This window comes from Priestia sp. YIM B13486, from assembly GCF_042787865.1.
Lineage (GTDB): Bacteria > Bacillota > Bacilli > Bacillales > Bacillaceae_H > Priestia > Priestia megaterium.
The window spans coordinates 75,914-92,922 of record NZ_JBHZOZ010000009.1 but is presented as its reverse complement, the minus strand read 5'-3'; the positions used below and the strand labels follow the sequence as shown (position 1 = coordinate 92,922).

Genomic DNA, 17,009 nt, shown 5'->3' with positions numbered 1-17,009 from the left:
TTACATATCCACAACTTCATTTACCGTTTTATTTACATCGTCACGCGTCATTTTTTCTTTTCCTTTCATCAAGGCGTTTAATGTTCCATCAGCAAGCGCTAACGGAATTTTACAGAAATGAAGGATCGGAAGCGATTTGACATCTTCTAAATATTTCTTTCCTAGTGAAAGATTGCGGCGAGCGTAGGCAAACATATCTTCTCTGCTCCAATTGTTAGGAAAGAAGCTGACTCCGCGTTCTGAATCTTCCGAGGTATTACGCAGGATATTAACAGACTGCAAGCCGCGTCCAAACGCAATAGCTAATTCTTTGTCTGTTTCCGTGCCGTCATACCATTTCCAAATGTCATTAAGCATCACACCTACTAGACCAGCTACGTAGAACGTATAGTCATCTAAATCCGCTTCATTTTGAATATGCCAGTCTTTTTCTACCCAATCGGCCATTCCTTTGGCCATAATAGAAGTTGCATCTAATACTTGATCTGCAACTCCAGTCGGACAAAGCGCAATCCAGTTGCCGAGCTGAAGCGTTACGTCAGGTAAATCAGCTTGATAAGGACCTACTAATGCCATGTACTCGTCTTCGTTAAAAGACTTTTTTAACAGGTCACTAATGGCGTAAAGCAAGCGGCTTTTTACACCGGCTTCTAGCTCAGGGTGATCTTCAATTTCATCAATTGCCCTCATACATAAGTAAGCAGATCCTACTGCATCCTGCAATTCTGCCGGCAAGTGGCTAATTGGAATAAAAAATGTTCGGCTTGTCTCTTTTAACATCACCATTGCGTTGTCGCGTAATTTGTTGGGTACACTCATTGATAACTAGCTCCTTTTTACATATCCACATGTCAAATTAGTTTAAGTTTTCATCTTATATACTATAGTAACAAAAAATGAGCATTTAATGGAGTTTAAAGATTACTTATTAACGATATTGTCATTATTTTGTAGTATTTGTACAGGGAAACTTGTAACATATACAAGTTTACACTACGATAATACTCGTTCAGTCTTCGTTTTACAGAAATAAATGGTTTATTTTTAAGAAAATTGCTGTCATGCTAATAATTAGATGAGCTTTTAAGAAAGTATTCAACAGTGGGTTATACATAATATATCGGACAATACAGAGGTGAATGTATGAAAATTTTAATTGTAGAAGACGATGATAAAATATATGAATTAGTGAAAGAGAAATTTGAACAGTGGTCATTTGAAGTGGCTGGAGTAGAAGACTTTCAAAAGGTAATGGAAGTATTTATTGGAGAAAGCCCAGAGCTTGTTATTTTAGACGTGAATTTGCCTGTATATGACGGGTTTTACTGGTGTCAGCAAATACGTACGGTTTCAAAAACTCCTATCGTCTTTCTTTCCTCTCGTGAACATCCAATGGATATTGTTATGGCAATGAATGTTGGGGCAGATGACTATATTCAAAAGCCGTTTAACTTGGATGTTCTTGTTGCTAAAGTGCAGGCCCTTCTGCGCAGAACGTATTCATATGGAGATACGATTTCAGACGTTATCGAGTGGAACGGCGCGGTGCTAGACTTAAAAAAAGGAAGTTTGCATTACAACGATCAAGAAATTCATTTAACGAAAAATGAATTTTTTATTTTACGGCTTCTTTTGGAAGAACGAGGCAAGATTGTATCGCGAGAAGAGCTTATGCGAAGGTTATGGGAAGATGAGAAATTTGTAAGTGACAATACGCTTTCTGTCAACATCACACGCATTCGCACCAAGCTGGAAGACATCGGGCTGAATGATAAAATTGTGACCAAAAAAGGCCAAGGATATTTGGTGAATTAAGATGTGGAAAAGTTTTTTAAGAGAGAGACTAAGCTGGATTTTATTTGTTCTTATATGGCTGAGTGTAATCGATGCTCTGCTGCTGCTTGAGTATGATATTAAGGTGTCCTCCACTTCGTTTTGGTATTTGAATCTATTAACGCTGTGTCTGCTGATTCTGTTTCTTTTATGGAGAGGAGTAAAAGAAAGAAGATTTCTAAAAAAGTTGAGCTTAATGCTGCGGAATGATGCGTACGATTTGCAAGAAATGCAGCCATATGTTCGAACAAAAGCAGATGAAGATATGCTGAGTTTGCTGCAGCATATAGATCGTGTGTATCGCAGACAAACTCATGCTCTTCACGTACAGCAGCGAGAGCAGCAAGAATATGTAACGACTTGGGTTCATGAGATCAAGACGCCGCTTACTGCGATGAAGCTGCTTATTAATGCTCATCGTACAGAGCTTTATAAATGGCCTTGGCTAAAGGATATTGAAGATGAGTGGATGAAAATTGACGGATTAGTAGATCAGAATTTATATTCTGCACGCCTGCAGTACTTAGAAAAAGATTATCAGGTGCAGGCAGTGTCGCTAAGCGAACTTGTTTTTCCAAACGTTGCGTACTTCTCAAAATGGTGTATTGAAAAGAAACTGCATATTGATGAAAAAAATCTAGACATACTGGTGCACACTGATCCAAAGTGGGTGCAGTTTGTTGTGAGGCAAGTGCTGTCTAACGCCATTAAATATAGCCCTCTAGAAGGAAAGCTTTCTTTTTTTAGTGAAGAAACGCCAAAGTACGTAAAGTTATTTATCACTGATCAAGGAAAAGGGATTCCAACTCAAGATCTTCCCCGGGTTTTTGAAAAAGGATTCACAGGAAATGCGGGAAGAAAAACGAAGGGGGCTACGGGGCTAGGGTTGTATTTTTCAAAAAAAATTACAGATGCTCTTGGCCATCGAATAGAAGTGAATTCACTTTTACACGAAGGCACCACGGTGATCCTGACCTTCTACAAACTGAATTCTTTTGATAACCTTTCAAAAATGTAAGATTGCACGCTGAGATTGTCATCTGCTTCAAACGAATCTTTCCTCGTTTCAAAGTAAGATAGAGCTATACACAAGGAGGGAAGGTACATGAAGCGAAAGTGGATTAGCCTTTTAGCTCTGCTTTTGGTTGTAGGAGCAGGTATAGGAGGAATAAAGATTTATCAAAAAGCCGCAACGGAGCATCAATACGGGATTATCCCAAAAGAAGCAAAAAAAGTGGATGAGTATGGACGAGTTCAATATACAATTTCAGTGATAAACGGAAAAGGACAAACAACGTTTCAAACATTTACAACGATTAAACAGTTAAAAGAAGGAACGGTTATTGACCTTTTCGTTCGAGGCAATGAAGTTCGGAAATATGACATTATAACAAAGAATGAGCTGCCGCAGCGAGTGAAAAGCGTGTGGCCTACAAAAGAACGAAAGGAGGAGGGAAAGTGAGCATTGTTCTTGAAGGAAAAAATGTAACTAAAACGTTTGGAGCAAGAGGAAATGTATACGAAGCGCTAAAAGGAATTGATTTTACAATCGAAGAAGGAGAGTTTGTCGGTATTATGGGACCATCTGGAGCGGGAAAAACGACGCTGATGAACATTCTTTCAACGATTGACCGTCCCACCGATGGCGAGATATGGATTCAAGGAGAAAACGTGGTGCTCATGAAAGATAAGAAGCTGTCTGCTTTCAGACGCAATCATTTAGGGTTTATTTTTCAAGATTATAATTTATTGGATACGTTAACGGTAAAAGAAAATATTCTTCTGCCGCTTACGGTTACAAAAATGTCTAAGAAAGAGATGGAAGCGAAGCTTAAAGACACCGCAACGCGACTAGGCATCTATGAGCTGGCGGATAAGTATCCGTATGAGATTTCTGGCGGACAAAAACAGCGCGTTGCAGCAGCGAGAGCAATGATTACGAATCCAGCTGTTATTTTCGCCGATGAACCTACCGGAGCTCTTGATTCCAAAGCTGCTTCAAGCCTTCTTGAAAAGCTGTCGCAATTAAATCAAGAAGACCGTGCCACGATTATTATGGTGACGCATGATCCGCTGGCTTCAAGCTACTGCAGCCGTGTGCTGTTTATTAAAGACGGACAAATTTACACGGAGCTGTTTAAAGGCGAACAAACGAGACAAGCATTTTTTAAACGAATTATGAACATTCAAGGCGCATTAGGCGGTGAAGGCTATGACCGTATTTGATCTTGTTAAAAAGAATATGCGCAAAAATATTAGCCGGTACAGCCTTTATTTCTTTTCAATGATTTTTAGTATTATTGTGTACTATGTGTTTGCTACGCTTCAGTACGACCAATCGATTTCAAAGTTTATTGGAGAAGAGCTGAGGCTGCAGGGCATTTTTAATGCTTCAAACTACGTTCTGCTTACCTTTATTGTTGTCTTTATTTGGTACACAAACTCATTTTTTATCAGGCAGCGTAAGAGAGAGCTCGGACTGTATCATTTAGTCGGCATTGAAAAACGTACGATTGGAAAAATGATTTTTTATGAGAATATGCTGCTGGGGATTTTTTCTTTGGTGGTCGGTATTTTACTAGGTACCGTGTTTTCAAGGCTGTTTGTGCTGTTTTTACTAAAGCTTATGGGACTGTCGCTTTCGATTACGCTCACATTTTCTTTTCAAGCGGTTTTAAAAACAGCCGTAGTGTTTTTGATTGTTACCATTTTTATATCGTTTCAAGGCTATTTTATTATGTACCGCTATACGCTATTAGATCTGTTTCAAGCAGAAAGCAAAAGTGAACGCGTAAATAAAATGAATTCGAAACGCTCAATTGTAGTGGGAGGACTGGGTATCTTACTCGTTGGCTACGGATACTACCTTTCATCTGGAAACATTGTGACACCTAAGTTTTTTCTAATTGTAGCCGTTGTACTGTTCTCGGTCATTTTCGGTACATTTTTACTTTTTAAAGCCACAATTGAGTGGCTGATGGGGCTTTACCGAGAGCATGCAAACCGATATTATTCGTTTGCAAATATGCTAAGCGTTTCTACTATGATGTATCGAATTAAAGCAAATGCACGAGTGTTAACCCTAATTACGATTTTGTCGGCTACTACACTTGTAGCAGTTGGTGTGACGTATTCCTCGTACTACAATACAAAAGCCGACGCCAGAAGCATGCAGCCTTATGACTATACGCTGCACAGCAAAAAAGCAGCGCAAGAATTTATGGATGTACTGGATGAGCTAGATATCCAATCAAATCGGTACGTCTATCATATCGTGAAGCACTCTGCTGATTTATCGGATTTTCGATTTATTACATCGGGCTACTATAAAGATAGGGAACAAATCAGCTTTTTAGATGAAGAAGAAGTACGTAAGAATGGCGTTTCGGTCCCTGAGCTAAGCGCAAACGAAACCGTCATTTTTGATTCAATGGCAAAAGGAAAAGTGTTTAAACCTAGTACAGGTAAAACCGCAGCTGTGGAGCTGAGCAAATCAGAACAGCTTGCTTTAAAAGTCGTTAAATCCGAGCCTTTGCTCATTCTTGATTCTGACAGTGCCGGCTATCAGTTTGTAGTCAACCACGATACATTTAACAAGCTTTTAAAAGCTGGACAAAAGCAAGCGGTGTACGTATTTAATACCGATGATGGAAACAAACAAAATGAACTTACTAAGAACTATCATCAAATCGCAAAAGAAGCTGGCGAAAGCCGTACTTCATACTATGATGTGTTTCAGGCAGGCTTAATGAGTAAAGGATTGTTTATTTTTATTGGAGGGTTTTTAGGGCTCGTCTTTTTGATGGCAACGGGCAGTATTATTTATTTTAAGCAAATCTCCGAAGCCGAACAAGAGCGCAAAAGATTTGAAGTCCTGCGTAAGCTTGGGTTTTCAGTGTCTCAAATGATGAGCGCCGTTCGAAAGCAGCAGCTGTTTACGTTTGGTTTGCCTTTAGTAATTGGTATCTTGCACAGTCTATTTGCGCTGAACGTCATTACGAATCTAACCGGTGAAAGTCTGATAGTCCCTGTTTTAATAGCGGATGCAGTATACGGGATTATTTATTTCTTTTTCTACTGGCTGACAATGAATTACTACCGAATAGTAATAAAGCGACTGTAAAGAAAAGACTGTTTCGATCAAAGAAACAGTCTTTTTTTGTTGGGAAAATAAAAGGTATAGAGTAATGAAACCCTGAATATAAAAAAAGGGTATATAAAAAGTAGAGAGTTGTATTGGAGGGGAAAATGTGAAAGCAGATGCTGTATTTGAAGGGGGAGGCGTTCGAGGAATTGCATTCACGGGTGCGATTGAAGCGATGGAAGAAAGCAATGTAGAATGGCAGCGTCTAGCAGGTACGTCAGCGGGAGCGTTAATTGCGGCACTTTTAGCGAGCGGCTATAAAAGCGGTGAAATTCGCAGAGAGCTTCAAAACATGGACTATGCTAAGTTTCGCGGGAAAACGATCATTAACCGAATTCCTCTGATTGGAAACTTGATTGAACTGATGGTTCATTTAGGCTTTTATAAAAATGATTATTTAGAAAAATGGGTGTATGGTCTATTGCGTGAAAAAGGAATCGAAACGTTTGCGGATTTGCCGGCAGATAAGCTGAAAATTATTGCCTCAGACATTTCGAACGGACAGATGCTTGTGCTGCCTGACGACTTGCCACGATATGGAATGCAGCCAAGCGACATGAAGATTTCACAAGCTGTGATGATGAGTGCGTCCATTCCTTTTTTCTTTCGTCCCGTCATCTGGAAATCCAAAGGGTTCAAGAGGTCATACATTGTCGATGGGGCGCTTTTAAGCAATTTTCCGATTTGGCTGTTTGATACGGAGCATCCGCGTTTCCCGACGTTTGGCTTTCGATTTGTAAAAGAAGAAATTGATACAGCCGCTATTATTCCGACGCCAGTGCATCTATTTAAAAGTATGTTTACCACGATGCTGCAAGCTCATGATTTACGGTATTTGAACGCGGAGACAAGAGAACGAACGGTGCAAATTCCAACGGGGGTGATTACGGCAACGGATTTTGCCTTAAAGGAAGAAGAAATCGAATTTTTATATGAATCTGGTTATATATCAGCAAAGCGCTTTTTAGAAAAGTGGGATTTTGAACAGCATAAAATGAATCGGACCGGACGGCAGCTGACACGAAGAAAGCTCCCGTAACAGGAGCTTTTCTACGGCTGTTTTAAAATGTTGACTTCAACAGCTTCGCCTTTTGCCGGAACGGAATACTGAACGCTTTTGTCTTTCTTGAGCCATGCTTTAACGAGCTGTCCTTTTTTGTATGTTTGATCATCCGAAACTTTTACATAAATAGGCTGTACATCGCTAGAACCAAGTATTTCTTTTGTTGTATAGTCAAGCGCAGTATCTCGCGGAATGACGTTTGCAATAAGAATTTCATCCTGTTTCACTTCTAAAATGCGCCCTTGAACTAAATAGCCGGCCGGCTTTTTTGACTGCTCGGCATTATCAGAACAGCCGCTTAAACAAATAAAAAAGAGAAGAAAAAGTGCAGTTGATTGAACGGTAAACTTCATAAAATCTCCTTTCCGTTTCAACATGACTACCATTATAACGCGTTTGACCATTTCTTTTCCAGTTTTCGGAGAAAGCAAGAGGTAATCGTTGACGTTATTTCAGCACGCATGATATGTTTTAACTCATAAACGCTATTTTTACTAGAAGTCACGCTTAGTACGGGAGGTCCTTATATGGATGTTACCTTTTTAACCAACGTTATTCGACATATATTAGAACGAGATAATTTTGTCATTGACTTTGAAGAATCAGATGAACAAAATATTCACTTTTGGCATCGAGACGAGCCGTTTCGCCTTTTTATTTCAGAGCAAACGGAAAGTTATTTAGTATGGACCGTTTTTGAAGATGAAAAGGAACAGTGGAGCGGAAAAACATTTCTCCAAGAAGTGACGAATACGTGTAAAGACTGCAGTGAACCAATTGCGCACTGGATTTATAAAGATGGAGGCAAAGCAGGTTATTGCGATCATTGTCTTCAAACGTTTGGAAATGCGTATTTTACAAATGCTGATGATATCAAGCAAAACCTTCATTTAATTGACGGTTCTATTTGTTTTATTACCGATGAAACCGGAAGCGATTGGTGGATTGCATATGAAGGATTCAAACGAGTAATTGCAAGATTAGAAGAAAATCCCGATCAGAAAGTCGAAATGTACAAGCCCGAATATCCGGTCTTTAAATGGGAAATACATTTTCTAACGGAAAACAATTCTGCTAGCTTTAAGTTCAAAGATGACTTTGCATCTGGAATTGTACCGAAGGGAAGAATACTCTAACATCCTTGTTATAAGGGTGTTTTTTCTTATAATAGGAAGTTTTTTTGAAAAAAATAATTAATTTAGGTTAAAAAGAAGGAATTAAAGGGTAAAGAGTAGAAGATATATCACTATAGGAAGAATGGGGGAAATAATTATGACAACTACAACAAATTTAACACTGGGGTACAAAATGTACACGATTGATTTTAGCCGTCCAACGCAGTCTAACGAGGCACTGCTTGATTTCTTTAAAGATGTGCAGCACAGACAGGGAAATAATGCAGAAAGCTTTTCTAAAACATTAATGGAAATCGAAGAAATCAAAACAAAATATGTAGATCATGAAATCGTACTGCTAGCTAAATCGCTTGAACAGCAAATAAGCCGCTCAAATGCAGAAAAACTTGAGGTCTGATAATCACCAGAAATGGTCGATTTATCAGACCTTTTTTATTTCTATCGATGTAGCACTTTTGGGGTGAAGTCAAGGGGACAGGATATCTGGTAGTATAGGTTTTTGGTGGAGGATAAAATTCTGTACATGTCAACGGATGTTTGATTTCATCAAAAGTTGTAGATGAATAGACTATCAAGTCGTTGGAGGCGTTGTATGGTTGGAATTTGCAGCTGGAAGTGTGCAGTGAGTGGAATAAGTATTGCGAGTGTCTACAGTAAACAGCCGTCGTGGCAGCGGGAGTGCTATTTGGTGATACCTGGTAAAGTTTATTATGAGTCGTGCTATCAAGGGTACGGAGAGTTTGCGGGAATGGATATTTTTTGTTTGATGAGAGAAAGCGGAGCGGGGAAAGAAGACAGTGAAGGAGTAGCGGCTTTTAAGCCTAAGATTGTGCTGGCGAAGTATTACAGCGGACAGCGTTATGAAGAACTGCCGGAATCAGAGCCGTGTCCGTACGGAGGCTATTTTTTTGAAGGGTGGAAGGAAGGATAGCGAATATACATAAAAGCTGTAGAGATATCTCTACAGCTTGTTATTAACGTCTTGTTTCATCGACAGATTGTTCTAAATCACTTACTTCTTGCGTAATTGTATTTAATTCTTCTTGCACCGCTTCAGCTTCAAGAACAGGATCTTGAACGATTTCTGTCGTTTCAAGCTCTTCTGCTGCAGCCGTTTCTGCAAGCGGCTGTTCTTTAGCAGTGCGCAGAGATTTCACTTTGTTGACAACTTGCGAAGATTGTTCGGAGACTTTTTGTGAAAGGCGGGCCGTGCGCTGTTTGAGGTCTTGGCCTTTTGCATATACCGTTTCTTTCACTTGACCTGTTTTAGCAAGTGCTTGATTCGCTCCGTCTTGAATAGAAGCACGCAGCTCTTTTCCAGACTTTGGCGCTACTAGTAAAGCTGTTGTGACACCGACTACGCTGCCTACTAACGTGCCGACTAATAACTCTTTGCTTCCACCTTTTGTTTCTTTACCCACTGTTTCTTTTACGTTTTCTTTTGTCATGACATTTCCTCCTTTTATAATATGTAATATGAAGGGTTTACCATTTTGTTGAATACTTCCTGTAAAACGCAAATGATTCGCTAAAAAAATGTGCAAGTGCCGTCGGACGCTCGTACAGGCTGGTGAAATTTGATTGTATATAGTATTCAACCACCTGACAGAAAAACCTTCTTTTCTGCTATAAAAACAGAAAAAAACTTATCTATAAAATCCGACACAAGAAAACGACAACATTCGTTCTTTGGTAGCATTTTCACTTAAAATTTTATATCATAGAGGGCAAGGAGAATACGTTCTCTTTTTTTAGATGCTGGAGGGATTGAAGAAATGGCTGAATCGAAGTACAGAACGATTTTAGAAGCAAAATCTGGAGAGTTAGAAGCATTAAAAGACAAAGCAATCAAAGACACCTGGCAGCCGATTTATCATATTCATCCACAGTACGGGCTGATGAATGATCCAAACGGATTGATTCAATTAAACGGTGAATATCATGTGTTTTATCAGTGGTATCCGTACGGTGCGATGCATGGAATGAAGCACTGGGCTCATGTGAAATCTACGGATTTAGTAACGTGGGAACGCCTTCCGGTTGCGTTAACGCCAACGGAAGAATATGAATCGCACGGCGCATACTCAGGCGGCGCGATTGAAAAAGATGGTCAAGGGCTGCTGTTTTATACGGGGAATGTAAAATACGAAGACGGCTCACGTTCAGCTAATCAATGTATCGCGATGCTAAACAGGGATGGAAGTGTGGAAAAATACACGCATAATCCAGCGGTGCAAGGTGTTCCTGCTGGGTATACAGGACATGTGCGTGATCCGAAAGTATGGAAAGAAAATGATACATATTATATGCTGCTAGGCGCTCAGCGTGAAAACGAAACGGGCGCGTTAATTGTGTATGAATCAAGCGATGTGCTTCAGTGGTCATTTAAAGGCGAAGTTAAAACATCGCTTCCAGACTTTGGCTATATGTGGGAGTGCCCAGATTACTTTAAACTGGACGGAAAAGATGTGTTTGTCTTTTCGCCGCAAGGAATCAAAGCGGATGGCCACGATTTTCATAATATTTATAATGTGATTTACGCGGTGGGAACATTTGATGTAGAAAGTTTAACGTTTGAAATGGAGTATTACCGTGAAATTGATAAAGGGTTTGACTTTTATGCACCGCAAACGTTCCAAGATGAAAGCGGACGTCGCTTGCTATTTGCATGGATTGGAAACCCGGACGTTGACTATCCGTCAGACGAATACGGATGGGCCCATGCCTTAACGCTTCCTCGTGAGCTTTCGCTTGAAGGAAATGAACTTGTTCAAAAGCCTGTAGAAGAGTTACATAAGCTTCGAGATCAAGCGGTTCATTTTAGAGGAACGCTAAAAAATGAAGAAGTGATCATTGATGAAGCAACAAACAATGCATATGAAATCAATATGACGTTCCGCGAGATAGGGGCCAAACAGTTTGGTTTAGAGCTATTTAATAGTAAAGAAGAAGAGCTTCGCCTCGTGTTTGATACAGAAAAGCAAGAAGTGCGACTCGACCGTTCTTCATTCCACCATCAATATGCAACGGAATACGGTGTGGTTCGCTCTGAAAAATGGACAGCGTCAAATGAAGTTGATGTTCGCGTATTTGTCGACAAAAGCATCGTCGAAATTTATATAAACGGCGGCAAAATTGTCTTCACTTCCCGGGTATTCCCGAAAAAAGATTCCAAATCAGCTGTAAATGTATTTGCAGAAGGGGCTGTGGATTACCGTATTGATTATTACGGTATGTCGCGCGGTATTTAACATAATAAAAAAGAAAAGCCAATGAAGATCATTCATTGGCTTTTTGATTTCTATAAAAATAAGATACAAATACATGAAGCAACTAAATGAGGGACAGCTGCAATAATAAAACGTTTCATCCATTCGGTATCCTCTCGCTGCCGGACCGGGGTAAAGTAAGGTCCTCTCGTTTCAAATCGAAATGTGTCCAGTAAGGTTACGAGTGCAATTGCCGTAAGTAATATGCCAAGAGGGCCTGAAATATAGTAAATATACTGCCAGTTGCCTGCTGTAATAGAAATGATAATCACAATAATTAAAGATATAATGCCAGATATTAATCCTGTTTTCAAACTCAAAATCTCCTTACATCCAGTTTTTGCTTATCTATTTTACCATAACCGAATGAAGGTTTGTATATACGGCTCAGGGCGGATATTTACTTCTTAATTGACCTTCTATGTAAGTATCTTCTCGTATAAAACGAGTTTCCTAACAAAAGCAGTGTTCCTAAAATCCACCCGGCTGCAGGGGAATAAGGAAAGATATTTTTTAAAGCCATCCCAAAAGAAATAGAGGCTGCTCCGAGTATAAATAAAAGCAGCGTGATTCCTTGACGTTTTTTCACATGTACCACCTCTCTTACTAATTTTACCATAAGGTGGGAGTATAGTAGAGTGAAATGTAAGATATCTTACAAAAAAGAAGTATATGGTAAAATTTAAGGGGCAGGAAGGGAAGAGGGATGCAATGATTAAAAAAGGATTTATAGCAGGTATCGTGACGGTAGGGATTGTTCTTGCCCTTGCTGCTTTTACAGAAAAGTGGAGCTATCTCTATTTTGTGTCAGGCACAATGGGAGCAGTATCACTGGTTTTAGCTTTGGCATACCTTATTGATAGTATCGTGCTAGGAAGTACAGGCACATTCTTTTCAGCCAAAAAGACGCGCAAGGTGAGCCGAGTTGAAGATGCAAAACGATTTGGAGCTATTGCAGTACCGAACATATTAGCTGCTTTGATTTATGTAGCCGCTGGTTGATGAATAGGAGTCTATAAAAACAGCTTGAGGTATAACCTCAAGCTGTTTTTATGCGTCAATCTGAACGTTTCTTTCCCGTTTATCACGCAGAGGCATCAGCATACTCACAAATCCAACGCTTACGATGATGATTGCCGCCGTTAAAAAAGTCGTCTGAGCACCTGCAAGCTTTACGACCATGCCTCCAAGAAGAGGAGCAGTAAGTAAAACGGCACTCGTTAAGGTGTTGATAAATCCGTACACTTTTCCGAGGTGTTCCTTGTCGCTGTGTGTTTGAACGATATAGTTAAACAGCAGTAAATTAAGCCCAACTCCAGCTCCTCCAATAGGTGCAGCAATCAAAATGAAATAGGGTGACATAACGGCTGGATTAAAGCAGCTAATGAAAAATAAAGCCCCTCCAAATAGAAGCAGTCCAAGTGATAACAGTCTAAATGGATGGTGAACTTGTTTTTTTCTATTAAGATACACTCCTGTTGCTAGCGCCCCCAGTCCGATTCCAGAAAGCAGCCAGCCGAGCATTTCCGGATGGTGAGGCAGCACATCTCGTAGAAAGATGCTAATTTGAGCGTCAACAAGCATCACTACAAAATACGAAAGGTGAAACAAAATAACGACGCGTAAAAGGAGTGAGTGCTGAAAAACGATTTTCCAGCCGTTTGAGTACGTTTCTTTCGCTTGATGGGAAGAACGAGCAGCTTTCCCTTGAATGTTTTTACCTGCTTTTTTAAGTGAAAACAGCACGCCAATAGAAATCATACAAGCTGCGGCATTAACTAAAATGCATGCTTTTGGCGTTGCAATCGTCAGCGCGGCGGCTCCGAGAAACGGCCCCACAACTTTGGCAATTTGAAACATAATGTTTTGTAAAGTAGAGGCCTGCAGCAGCTGATCTTCTTTGACCACTTCTCGAACACAAGCCAGCTGTGCGGGCACTTTCATAACAGAACCCATAGAGCGCAGCGTCAGCACCCCAAGTGCCAAAAACGGTTCATTTGTGAAAAATAACAGACATGTGAACAGAAGACGGACTAGTTCAGACAGAAACATCAGCTGTACTTTATCATAGCGGTCCGCTAAATTTCCTGCTGCTTGACTTAGCAGGATGCTAGGTAAAGCGTACGCGACAGGAATAAGCGTAATCCAGAGGGAATTTGCGTGCCACACGTATGTAAAAAGCGTCATCACCGCAAACATATCAAATAAATCTCCGAAGCTTGCCGCAGTGCTTGAAATAAATAATTTTTTATAAGAAGAATTAGCAAACAGCTTTTCTCTTTTCAATACCTTCATTCCTTTATGTGTTGTTCGTAAAAAATAATCGCATCTTCAATAAATTGAAGGACTTCGCTGTCAATAGGGTAGAGATTAAGTGAACTTGATGCCTCAGGAGATTTGCGAACATCCCAAAAGGCTTTTTCTAAAGCCGTGTGAGGGCCAAATAGCTCACTGGATAAAAGCAGTATATCAGCTGCAATTAGCTGTCCATCTTCAGATTGAGGTGCACGCTGATGCTTTAAGCAAAGCTGAACTCGTTTTATCATGTTAATCCATTTATCGGCACTCGCATTCTCCATTTTAGGCAAATCATGCTGCAGAATCTCACTTTCTTCTATTGAAACCGAAAGCAGATCAGTCCAGCTGCTTTTAGTAGTAGACTGATTTTGAACTAAAGGAAGGAGCTGCTTCCAGTTTAATTCACCTTCTATTTTTATACTGTTGCGAAGAGTATGAGTATGTTCTAAAGCTCGTTGAATTTCTGAAGTTTTTTGCTGAAGTTTTTGCTGGTGAATCGCTAGAATTTCATCAATACTCACTTGATGAAGAATAAGTTCAATATCTCGCAAAGGAACGGCTAAGTTTTTTAACAAAGTAATTTTCTCTAGTGTGAATAAATCCGTTTCTGAGTAGGAGCGTTTTCCATTTTCTGATTTTGACGATGGATGAAGCAAGCCAATTTGATCGTAGTAACGAAGTGTACGCACCGTGAGGCCTAATTTTTTAGCGGCTTGCCCAGTAGAAAAATAAATCATTTTTAATCCCTCCAAAAAAATGCTTGCAGGTAACGTTACGTCACCTTTTATACTGAATATATGTAAAAGGGAGGCGAAGTAAATTGAAACAAAAAAATCAAGGATTATGGACAATAAAATCATTCGTAATTATGCTGGTCGTCACGTTTATTGGGGTGCCTATCTTAATTGAAGGCATATTGCAGGATGCTTTACATTCCCTGTTTAAAAATGACCTTTATGCTGGAACAGCTACTGGGTTTGTTATGGCAGCTGTGTTTTTATCAGCCCATACAGAGCTGATGGTTCAGGCTGGTGATAGAAAAATTGGTTTTCAATGGTTTTCAAAACGGCACTGGCCGCGCATTCTTTTTTGGCTTTTTGTGCTGATCTTAGGAAGTGTGGCAATTGTTGTGCTAATGGAATGGTTTGGTATGACGTATGAAAATAAAAAAACAGACAGTTTACAGCAAGACCTGTCGCTGTTTTCATTTATACTTGCCTTTGTTTCAGCCGCTGTGATCTCACCTTTTTATGAAGAGATTATCTACCGAGGATTTTTTTATACGTGGCTGAAACGTAAAGGAGGGATTGTCGTTGGATTAGTGGGAAGTTCGTTTATCTTTATGCTGGTGCATATTCCAACGTACAATACCTTGCCCGTTAACTTTTTATCAGGTCTCGTGTTTGCATGGGTGTACGAAAAAACAAAGTCGCTGCTTCCAAGTATGATCATTCATGCTTGTTTTAATGGAATCGCCGTTATTTTAACAGCGGCAGCCTAATGTAGTTTCGATAAGGAGTAAGCTATGATTTATCTTACCATATTATGTCTACTGAAGAAGCGAATTGCAAAAAAATAAGTGGGAAATGAACCCAGAAACGGCTAGAAGCACTGCCTGTTCCTAGCCGTTTTTTGTATATGCACGCACGCTTAAGGCTTGTCTTAAAGTGGACGTTAAGGTGTATGATAAGAGAGAGTAAAGACAGCCATACAAAGGAGAGGGTATCGATGCAATATCGAAAGCTTGGAACAACAGGTCTGGAAGTATCAAATTTATGTCTAGGTACCATGGCGTTTGGACGATGGATTGACGAAAAAGCGTCGGCAGCTATTTTACATAGCGCCATTGAAAACGGAATTAACTTCATTGACACAGCCAACTATTACGGAAAAGGGCAGGATGAAGAGTTTAGATATGGCACAGGGGAATCTGAAGAAATTATTGGGCGCGCGTTGAAAGGAAAACGAGATGATGTTGTGCTCGCAACAAAAGTCGGCATTGCCGTAGGAAAAGGCCAAAATGATAAAGGCCTTTCACGCACACATATTATGAGAGAAGTGGATAATCAGCTGCGACGACTGCAGACAGACTACATTGATCTTTATCAAGTTCATCTTTTTGATCCGAATACACCTATGGAAGAAACGCTTCGCACGCTAGATGATTTAGTTCGTCAAGGCAAAGTTCGTTATATTGGCTGCTCCAATTATGCCGCGTGGCAAATCGCAAAGTCTCATCATATTAGTGACAAAATGAATCTTGAAAAATTTATTTCCGTTCAGCCTCAGTATAATCTTCTCTCTCGTGAAATTGAACAAGAGCTGCTGCTGTTTAGTCAATCTGAAGGTGTAGGCGTCATGGTATACAGTCCGTTAGCGCGCGGCATGCTTTCAGGCAAATATAAAACACCAAATGACGTGCCGCCAGAAAGTCGCGCTGCGCATGGCGAAAAGCTGCTGCGAAACTACTTTACAGACCAAAACTTTCAGCTGGTGGAGCAGTATCGCAAGTTAGCAGAAAAAAATGAAGTAAGCTTGTCTCAGTTTGCTCTTTCATGGGTATTGAATCAGCCCGCTGTAACATCAAGCATTATCGGAGCTAGTAAATTGCATCACGTAACAGATGCTGTTGAAATCAGCGATTGGACATGGTCAGAAGAGCTGTTGAATGCCGTGAATTCACTGCATTAATAAAAAGTCCGCAGGTGCACCTGCGGACTTTTGTGTTTAAATTTTAATTTCTTTTTGCGTTAATTTTGCTTCTAGTGAGTCGTACAAAGCGAGCTTATAGTTGATTTGTTCAAGGTATTTAAAAGTTTTGGCCATTTCTTCTTCGACCGCTTCTTTGTGCTGAAGCATCATGTTTTTTCGTTCTTTAATTGTGCTTTCGCCTTGTTCATAGAGCTCTACATAGCGCTTGATTTCTGCAAGAGGCATGCCCGTTGAGCGCAGAGCTAAGATAAAACGGATCCATTCAATATTCGTATCATTATAGAGGCGTTTTCCATGTTCATCACGCTCTACAAAAGGAAGGATCCCTTCTTTTTCATAGTAGCGTAAAGTCGGTGCGGAAAGCCCGGTTTTTTCATTCATTTCTTTCATGCTATAAGACAAGATTGTTCACTCCCACTTATGAATCGTAAAGCTTACTTTAAGGTATATGATAATCGATAGTTGAACGTTTTATCAAATTCTTTTTCGTTTTTTTAAAAATATGGAACTTTTATACAGTTTGTCCGTAATAACAAGTAGACAATAAGAAACTT

General features: G+C 39.9%; 21 protein-coding genes. 13 read left to right on the top strand and 8 right to left on the bottom strand.

What is annotated here, in order from left to right; all coding sequences use genetic code 11:
• A complete protein-coding gene (locus ACFX4G_RS20990; RefSeq protein WP_013058559.1) occupies positions 1-819 on the bottom strand; it encodes a squalene/phytoene synthase family protein in 819 nt (272 codons plus the stop codon).
• Positions 820-1,143: 324 nt separating this feature from the next.
• Between ACFX4G_RS20990 and ACFX4G_RS20985 the strand changes: the two genes are divergently transcribed.
• The 6 genes from ACFX4G_RS20985 (at position 1,144) to ACFX4G_RS20960 (ending at position 7,016) form a co-directional block, all read left to right on the top strand.
• Positions 1,144-1,815 carry a response regulator transcription factor gene (locus ACFX4G_RS20985; protein WP_377576620.1) on the top strand — a complete coding sequence of 224 codons (672 nt, stop codon included), beginning with the start codon at positions 1,144-1,146 and terminating at the stop codon, positions 1,813-1,815.
• A 1-nt stretch (position 1,816) separates the two neighbouring features.
• Positions 1,817-2,851, top strand: a complete 1,035-nt coding sequence (locus ACFX4G_RS20980; protein ID WP_377576616.1) for a sensor histidine kinase — start codon at positions 1,817-1,819, stop codon at positions 2,849-2,851.
• Between the two features lie 87 nt (positions 2,852-2,938).
• The gene (locus ACFX4G_RS20975) at positions 2,939-3,295 is read left to right on the top strand and encodes a hypothetical protein (protein ID WP_377576613.1); all 357 of its coding nucleotides are present in this window, start codon (positions 2,939-2,941) and stop codon (positions 3,293-3,295) included.
• Positions 3,292-4,059, top strand: a complete 768-nt coding sequence (locus tag ACFX4G_RS20970; RefSeq protein WP_377576610.1) for an ABC transporter ATP-binding protein — start codon at positions 3,292-3,294, stop codon at positions 4,057-4,059. Before ACFX4G_RS20975 ends, ACFX4G_RS20970 begins: the two co-directional genes overlap by 4 nt.
• Positions 4,046-5,956 (top strand): ABC transporter permease, encoded by a 1,911-nt coding sequence (locus ACFX4G_RS20965; protein ID WP_318331440.1) that lies wholly within the window; start codon positions 4,046-4,048, stop codon positions 5,954-5,956. Before ACFX4G_RS20970 ends, ACFX4G_RS20965 begins: the two co-directional genes overlap by 14 nt.
• Before the next feature lie 127 nt (positions 5,957-6,083).
• Positions 6,084-7,016 (top strand): patatin-like phospholipase family protein, encoded by a 933-nt coding sequence (locus tag ACFX4G_RS20960; protein WP_043978484.1) that lies wholly within the window; start codon positions 6,084-6,086, stop codon positions 7,014-7,016.
• An 11-nt stretch (positions 7,017-7,027) separates the two neighbouring features.
• Here the strand turns inward: ACFX4G_RS20960 and ACFX4G_RS20955 are convergent, their stop codons facing one another.
• On the bottom strand, positions 7,028-7,393 hold the full coding sequence (locus ACFX4G_RS20955) for a DUF3221 domain-containing protein (RefSeq protein WP_016765167.1): 366 nt from the start codon (positions 7,391-7,393) through the stop codon (positions 7,028-7,030).
• Between the two features lie 174 nt (positions 7,394-7,567).
• On the opposite strand from ACFX4G_RS20955, the gene ACFX4G_RS20950 reads away from it, so the two are divergent.
• From ACFX4G_RS20950 to ACFX4G_RS20940, 3 genes are all read left to right on the top strand, one after another.
• A complete protein-coding gene (locus ACFX4G_RS20950; protein ID WP_013084537.1) occupies positions 7,568-8,176 on the top strand; it encodes a hypothetical protein in 609 nt (202 codons plus the stop codon).
• Positions 8,177-8,312: 136 nt separating this feature from the next.
• Entirely contained in the window at positions 8,313-8,573 is a 261-nt protein-coding gene (locus ACFX4G_RS20945; protein ID WP_016765166.1) for a hypothetical protein, read from the top strand.
• A gap of 195 nt (positions 8,574-8,768) precedes the next feature.
• Positions 8,769-9,107 (top strand): hypothetical protein, encoded by a 339-nt coding sequence (locus ACFX4G_RS20940; RefSeq protein WP_097823154.1) that lies wholly within the window; start codon positions 8,769-8,771, stop codon positions 9,105-9,107.
• A gap of 43 nt (positions 9,108-9,150) precedes the next feature.
• Here the strand turns inward: ACFX4G_RS20940 and ACFX4G_RS20935 are convergent, their stop codons facing one another.
• The gene (locus tag ACFX4G_RS20935; RefSeq protein ID WP_013058548.1) at positions 9,151-9,624 is read right to left on the bottom strand and encodes a YtxH domain-containing protein; all 474 of its coding nucleotides are present in this window, start codon (positions 9,622-9,624) and stop codon (positions 9,151-9,153) included.
• Positions 9,625-9,951: 327 nt separating this feature from the next.
• Here ACFX4G_RS20935 and ACFX4G_RS20930 point away from each other — a divergent pair, with 327 nt between their 5' ends.
• The gene (locus ACFX4G_RS20930; protein ID WP_377576605.1) at positions 9,952-11,427 is read left to right on the top strand and encodes a glycoside hydrolase family 32 protein; all 1,476 of its coding nucleotides are present in this window, start codon (positions 9,952-9,954) and stop codon (positions 11,425-11,427) included.
• Between the two features lie 50 nt (positions 11,428-11,477).
• On the opposite strand, the gene ACFX4G_RS20925 is transcribed toward ACFX4G_RS20930, so the two are convergent.
• On the bottom strand, positions 11,478-11,759 hold the full coding sequence (locus tag ACFX4G_RS20925) for a hypothetical protein (protein ID WP_028414975.1): 282 nt from the start codon (positions 11,757-11,759) through the stop codon (positions 11,478-11,480).
• An 86-nt stretch (positions 11,760-11,845) separates the two neighbouring features.
• Entirely contained in the window at positions 11,846-12,034 is a 189-nt protein-coding gene (locus ACFX4G_RS20920; protein WP_013058545.1) for a hypothetical protein, read from the bottom strand.
• A 122-nt stretch (positions 12,035-12,156) separates the two neighbouring features.
• Between ACFX4G_RS20920 and ACFX4G_RS20915 the strand changes: the two genes are divergently transcribed.
• Positions 12,157-12,447, top strand: coding sequence for a hypothetical protein (locus ACFX4G_RS20915; RefSeq protein WP_016765164.1), 291 nt, complete (start codon positions 12,157-12,159; stop codon positions 12,445-12,447).
• Between the two features lie 48 nt (positions 12,448-12,495).
• Here ACFX4G_RS20915 and ACFX4G_RS20910 read toward each other — a convergent pair whose 3' ends face one another.
• Together ACFX4G_RS20910 and ACFX4G_RS20905 are read right to left on the bottom strand one after the other, a co-directional pair.
• The gene (locus ACFX4G_RS20910) at positions 12,496-13,740 is read right to left on the bottom strand and encodes an MFS transporter (RefSeq protein ID WP_377576601.1); all 1,245 of its coding nucleotides are present in this window, start codon (positions 13,738-13,740) and stop codon (positions 12,496-12,498) included.
• Complete coding sequence (locus ACFX4G_RS20905; protein WP_377576598.1) at positions 13,737-14,480, bottom strand: MerR family transcriptional regulator; 744 nt, start codon at positions 14,478-14,480, stop codon at positions 13,737-13,739. Before ACFX4G_RS20905 ends, ACFX4G_RS20910 begins: the two co-directional genes overlap by 4 nt.
• 83 nt (positions 14,481-14,563) lie before the next feature.
• Here ACFX4G_RS20905 and ACFX4G_RS20900 point away from each other — a divergent pair, with 83 nt between their 5' ends.
• Entirely contained in the window at positions 14,564-15,244 is a 681-nt protein-coding gene (locus ACFX4G_RS20900; RefSeq protein ID WP_377576595.1) for a CPBP family intramembrane glutamic endopeptidase, read from the top strand.
• A gap of 227 nt (positions 15,245-15,471) precedes the next feature.
• A complete protein-coding gene (locus ACFX4G_RS20895; RefSeq protein WP_377576592.1) occupies positions 15,472-16,434 on the top strand; it encodes an aldo/keto reductase in 963 nt (320 codons plus the stop codon).
• A 36-nt stretch (positions 16,435-16,470) separates the two neighbouring features.
• Here the strand turns inward: ACFX4G_RS20895 and ACFX4G_RS20890 are convergent, their stop codons facing one another.
• Positions 16,471-16,857: a MerR family transcriptional regulator gene (locus tag ACFX4G_RS20890; protein WP_043978502.1), complete on the bottom strand. Its 387-nt coding sequence runs from the start codon at positions 16,855-16,857 to the stop codon at positions 16,471-16,473.
• Between the last annotated feature and the right edge of the window lie 152 nt (positions 16,858-17,009).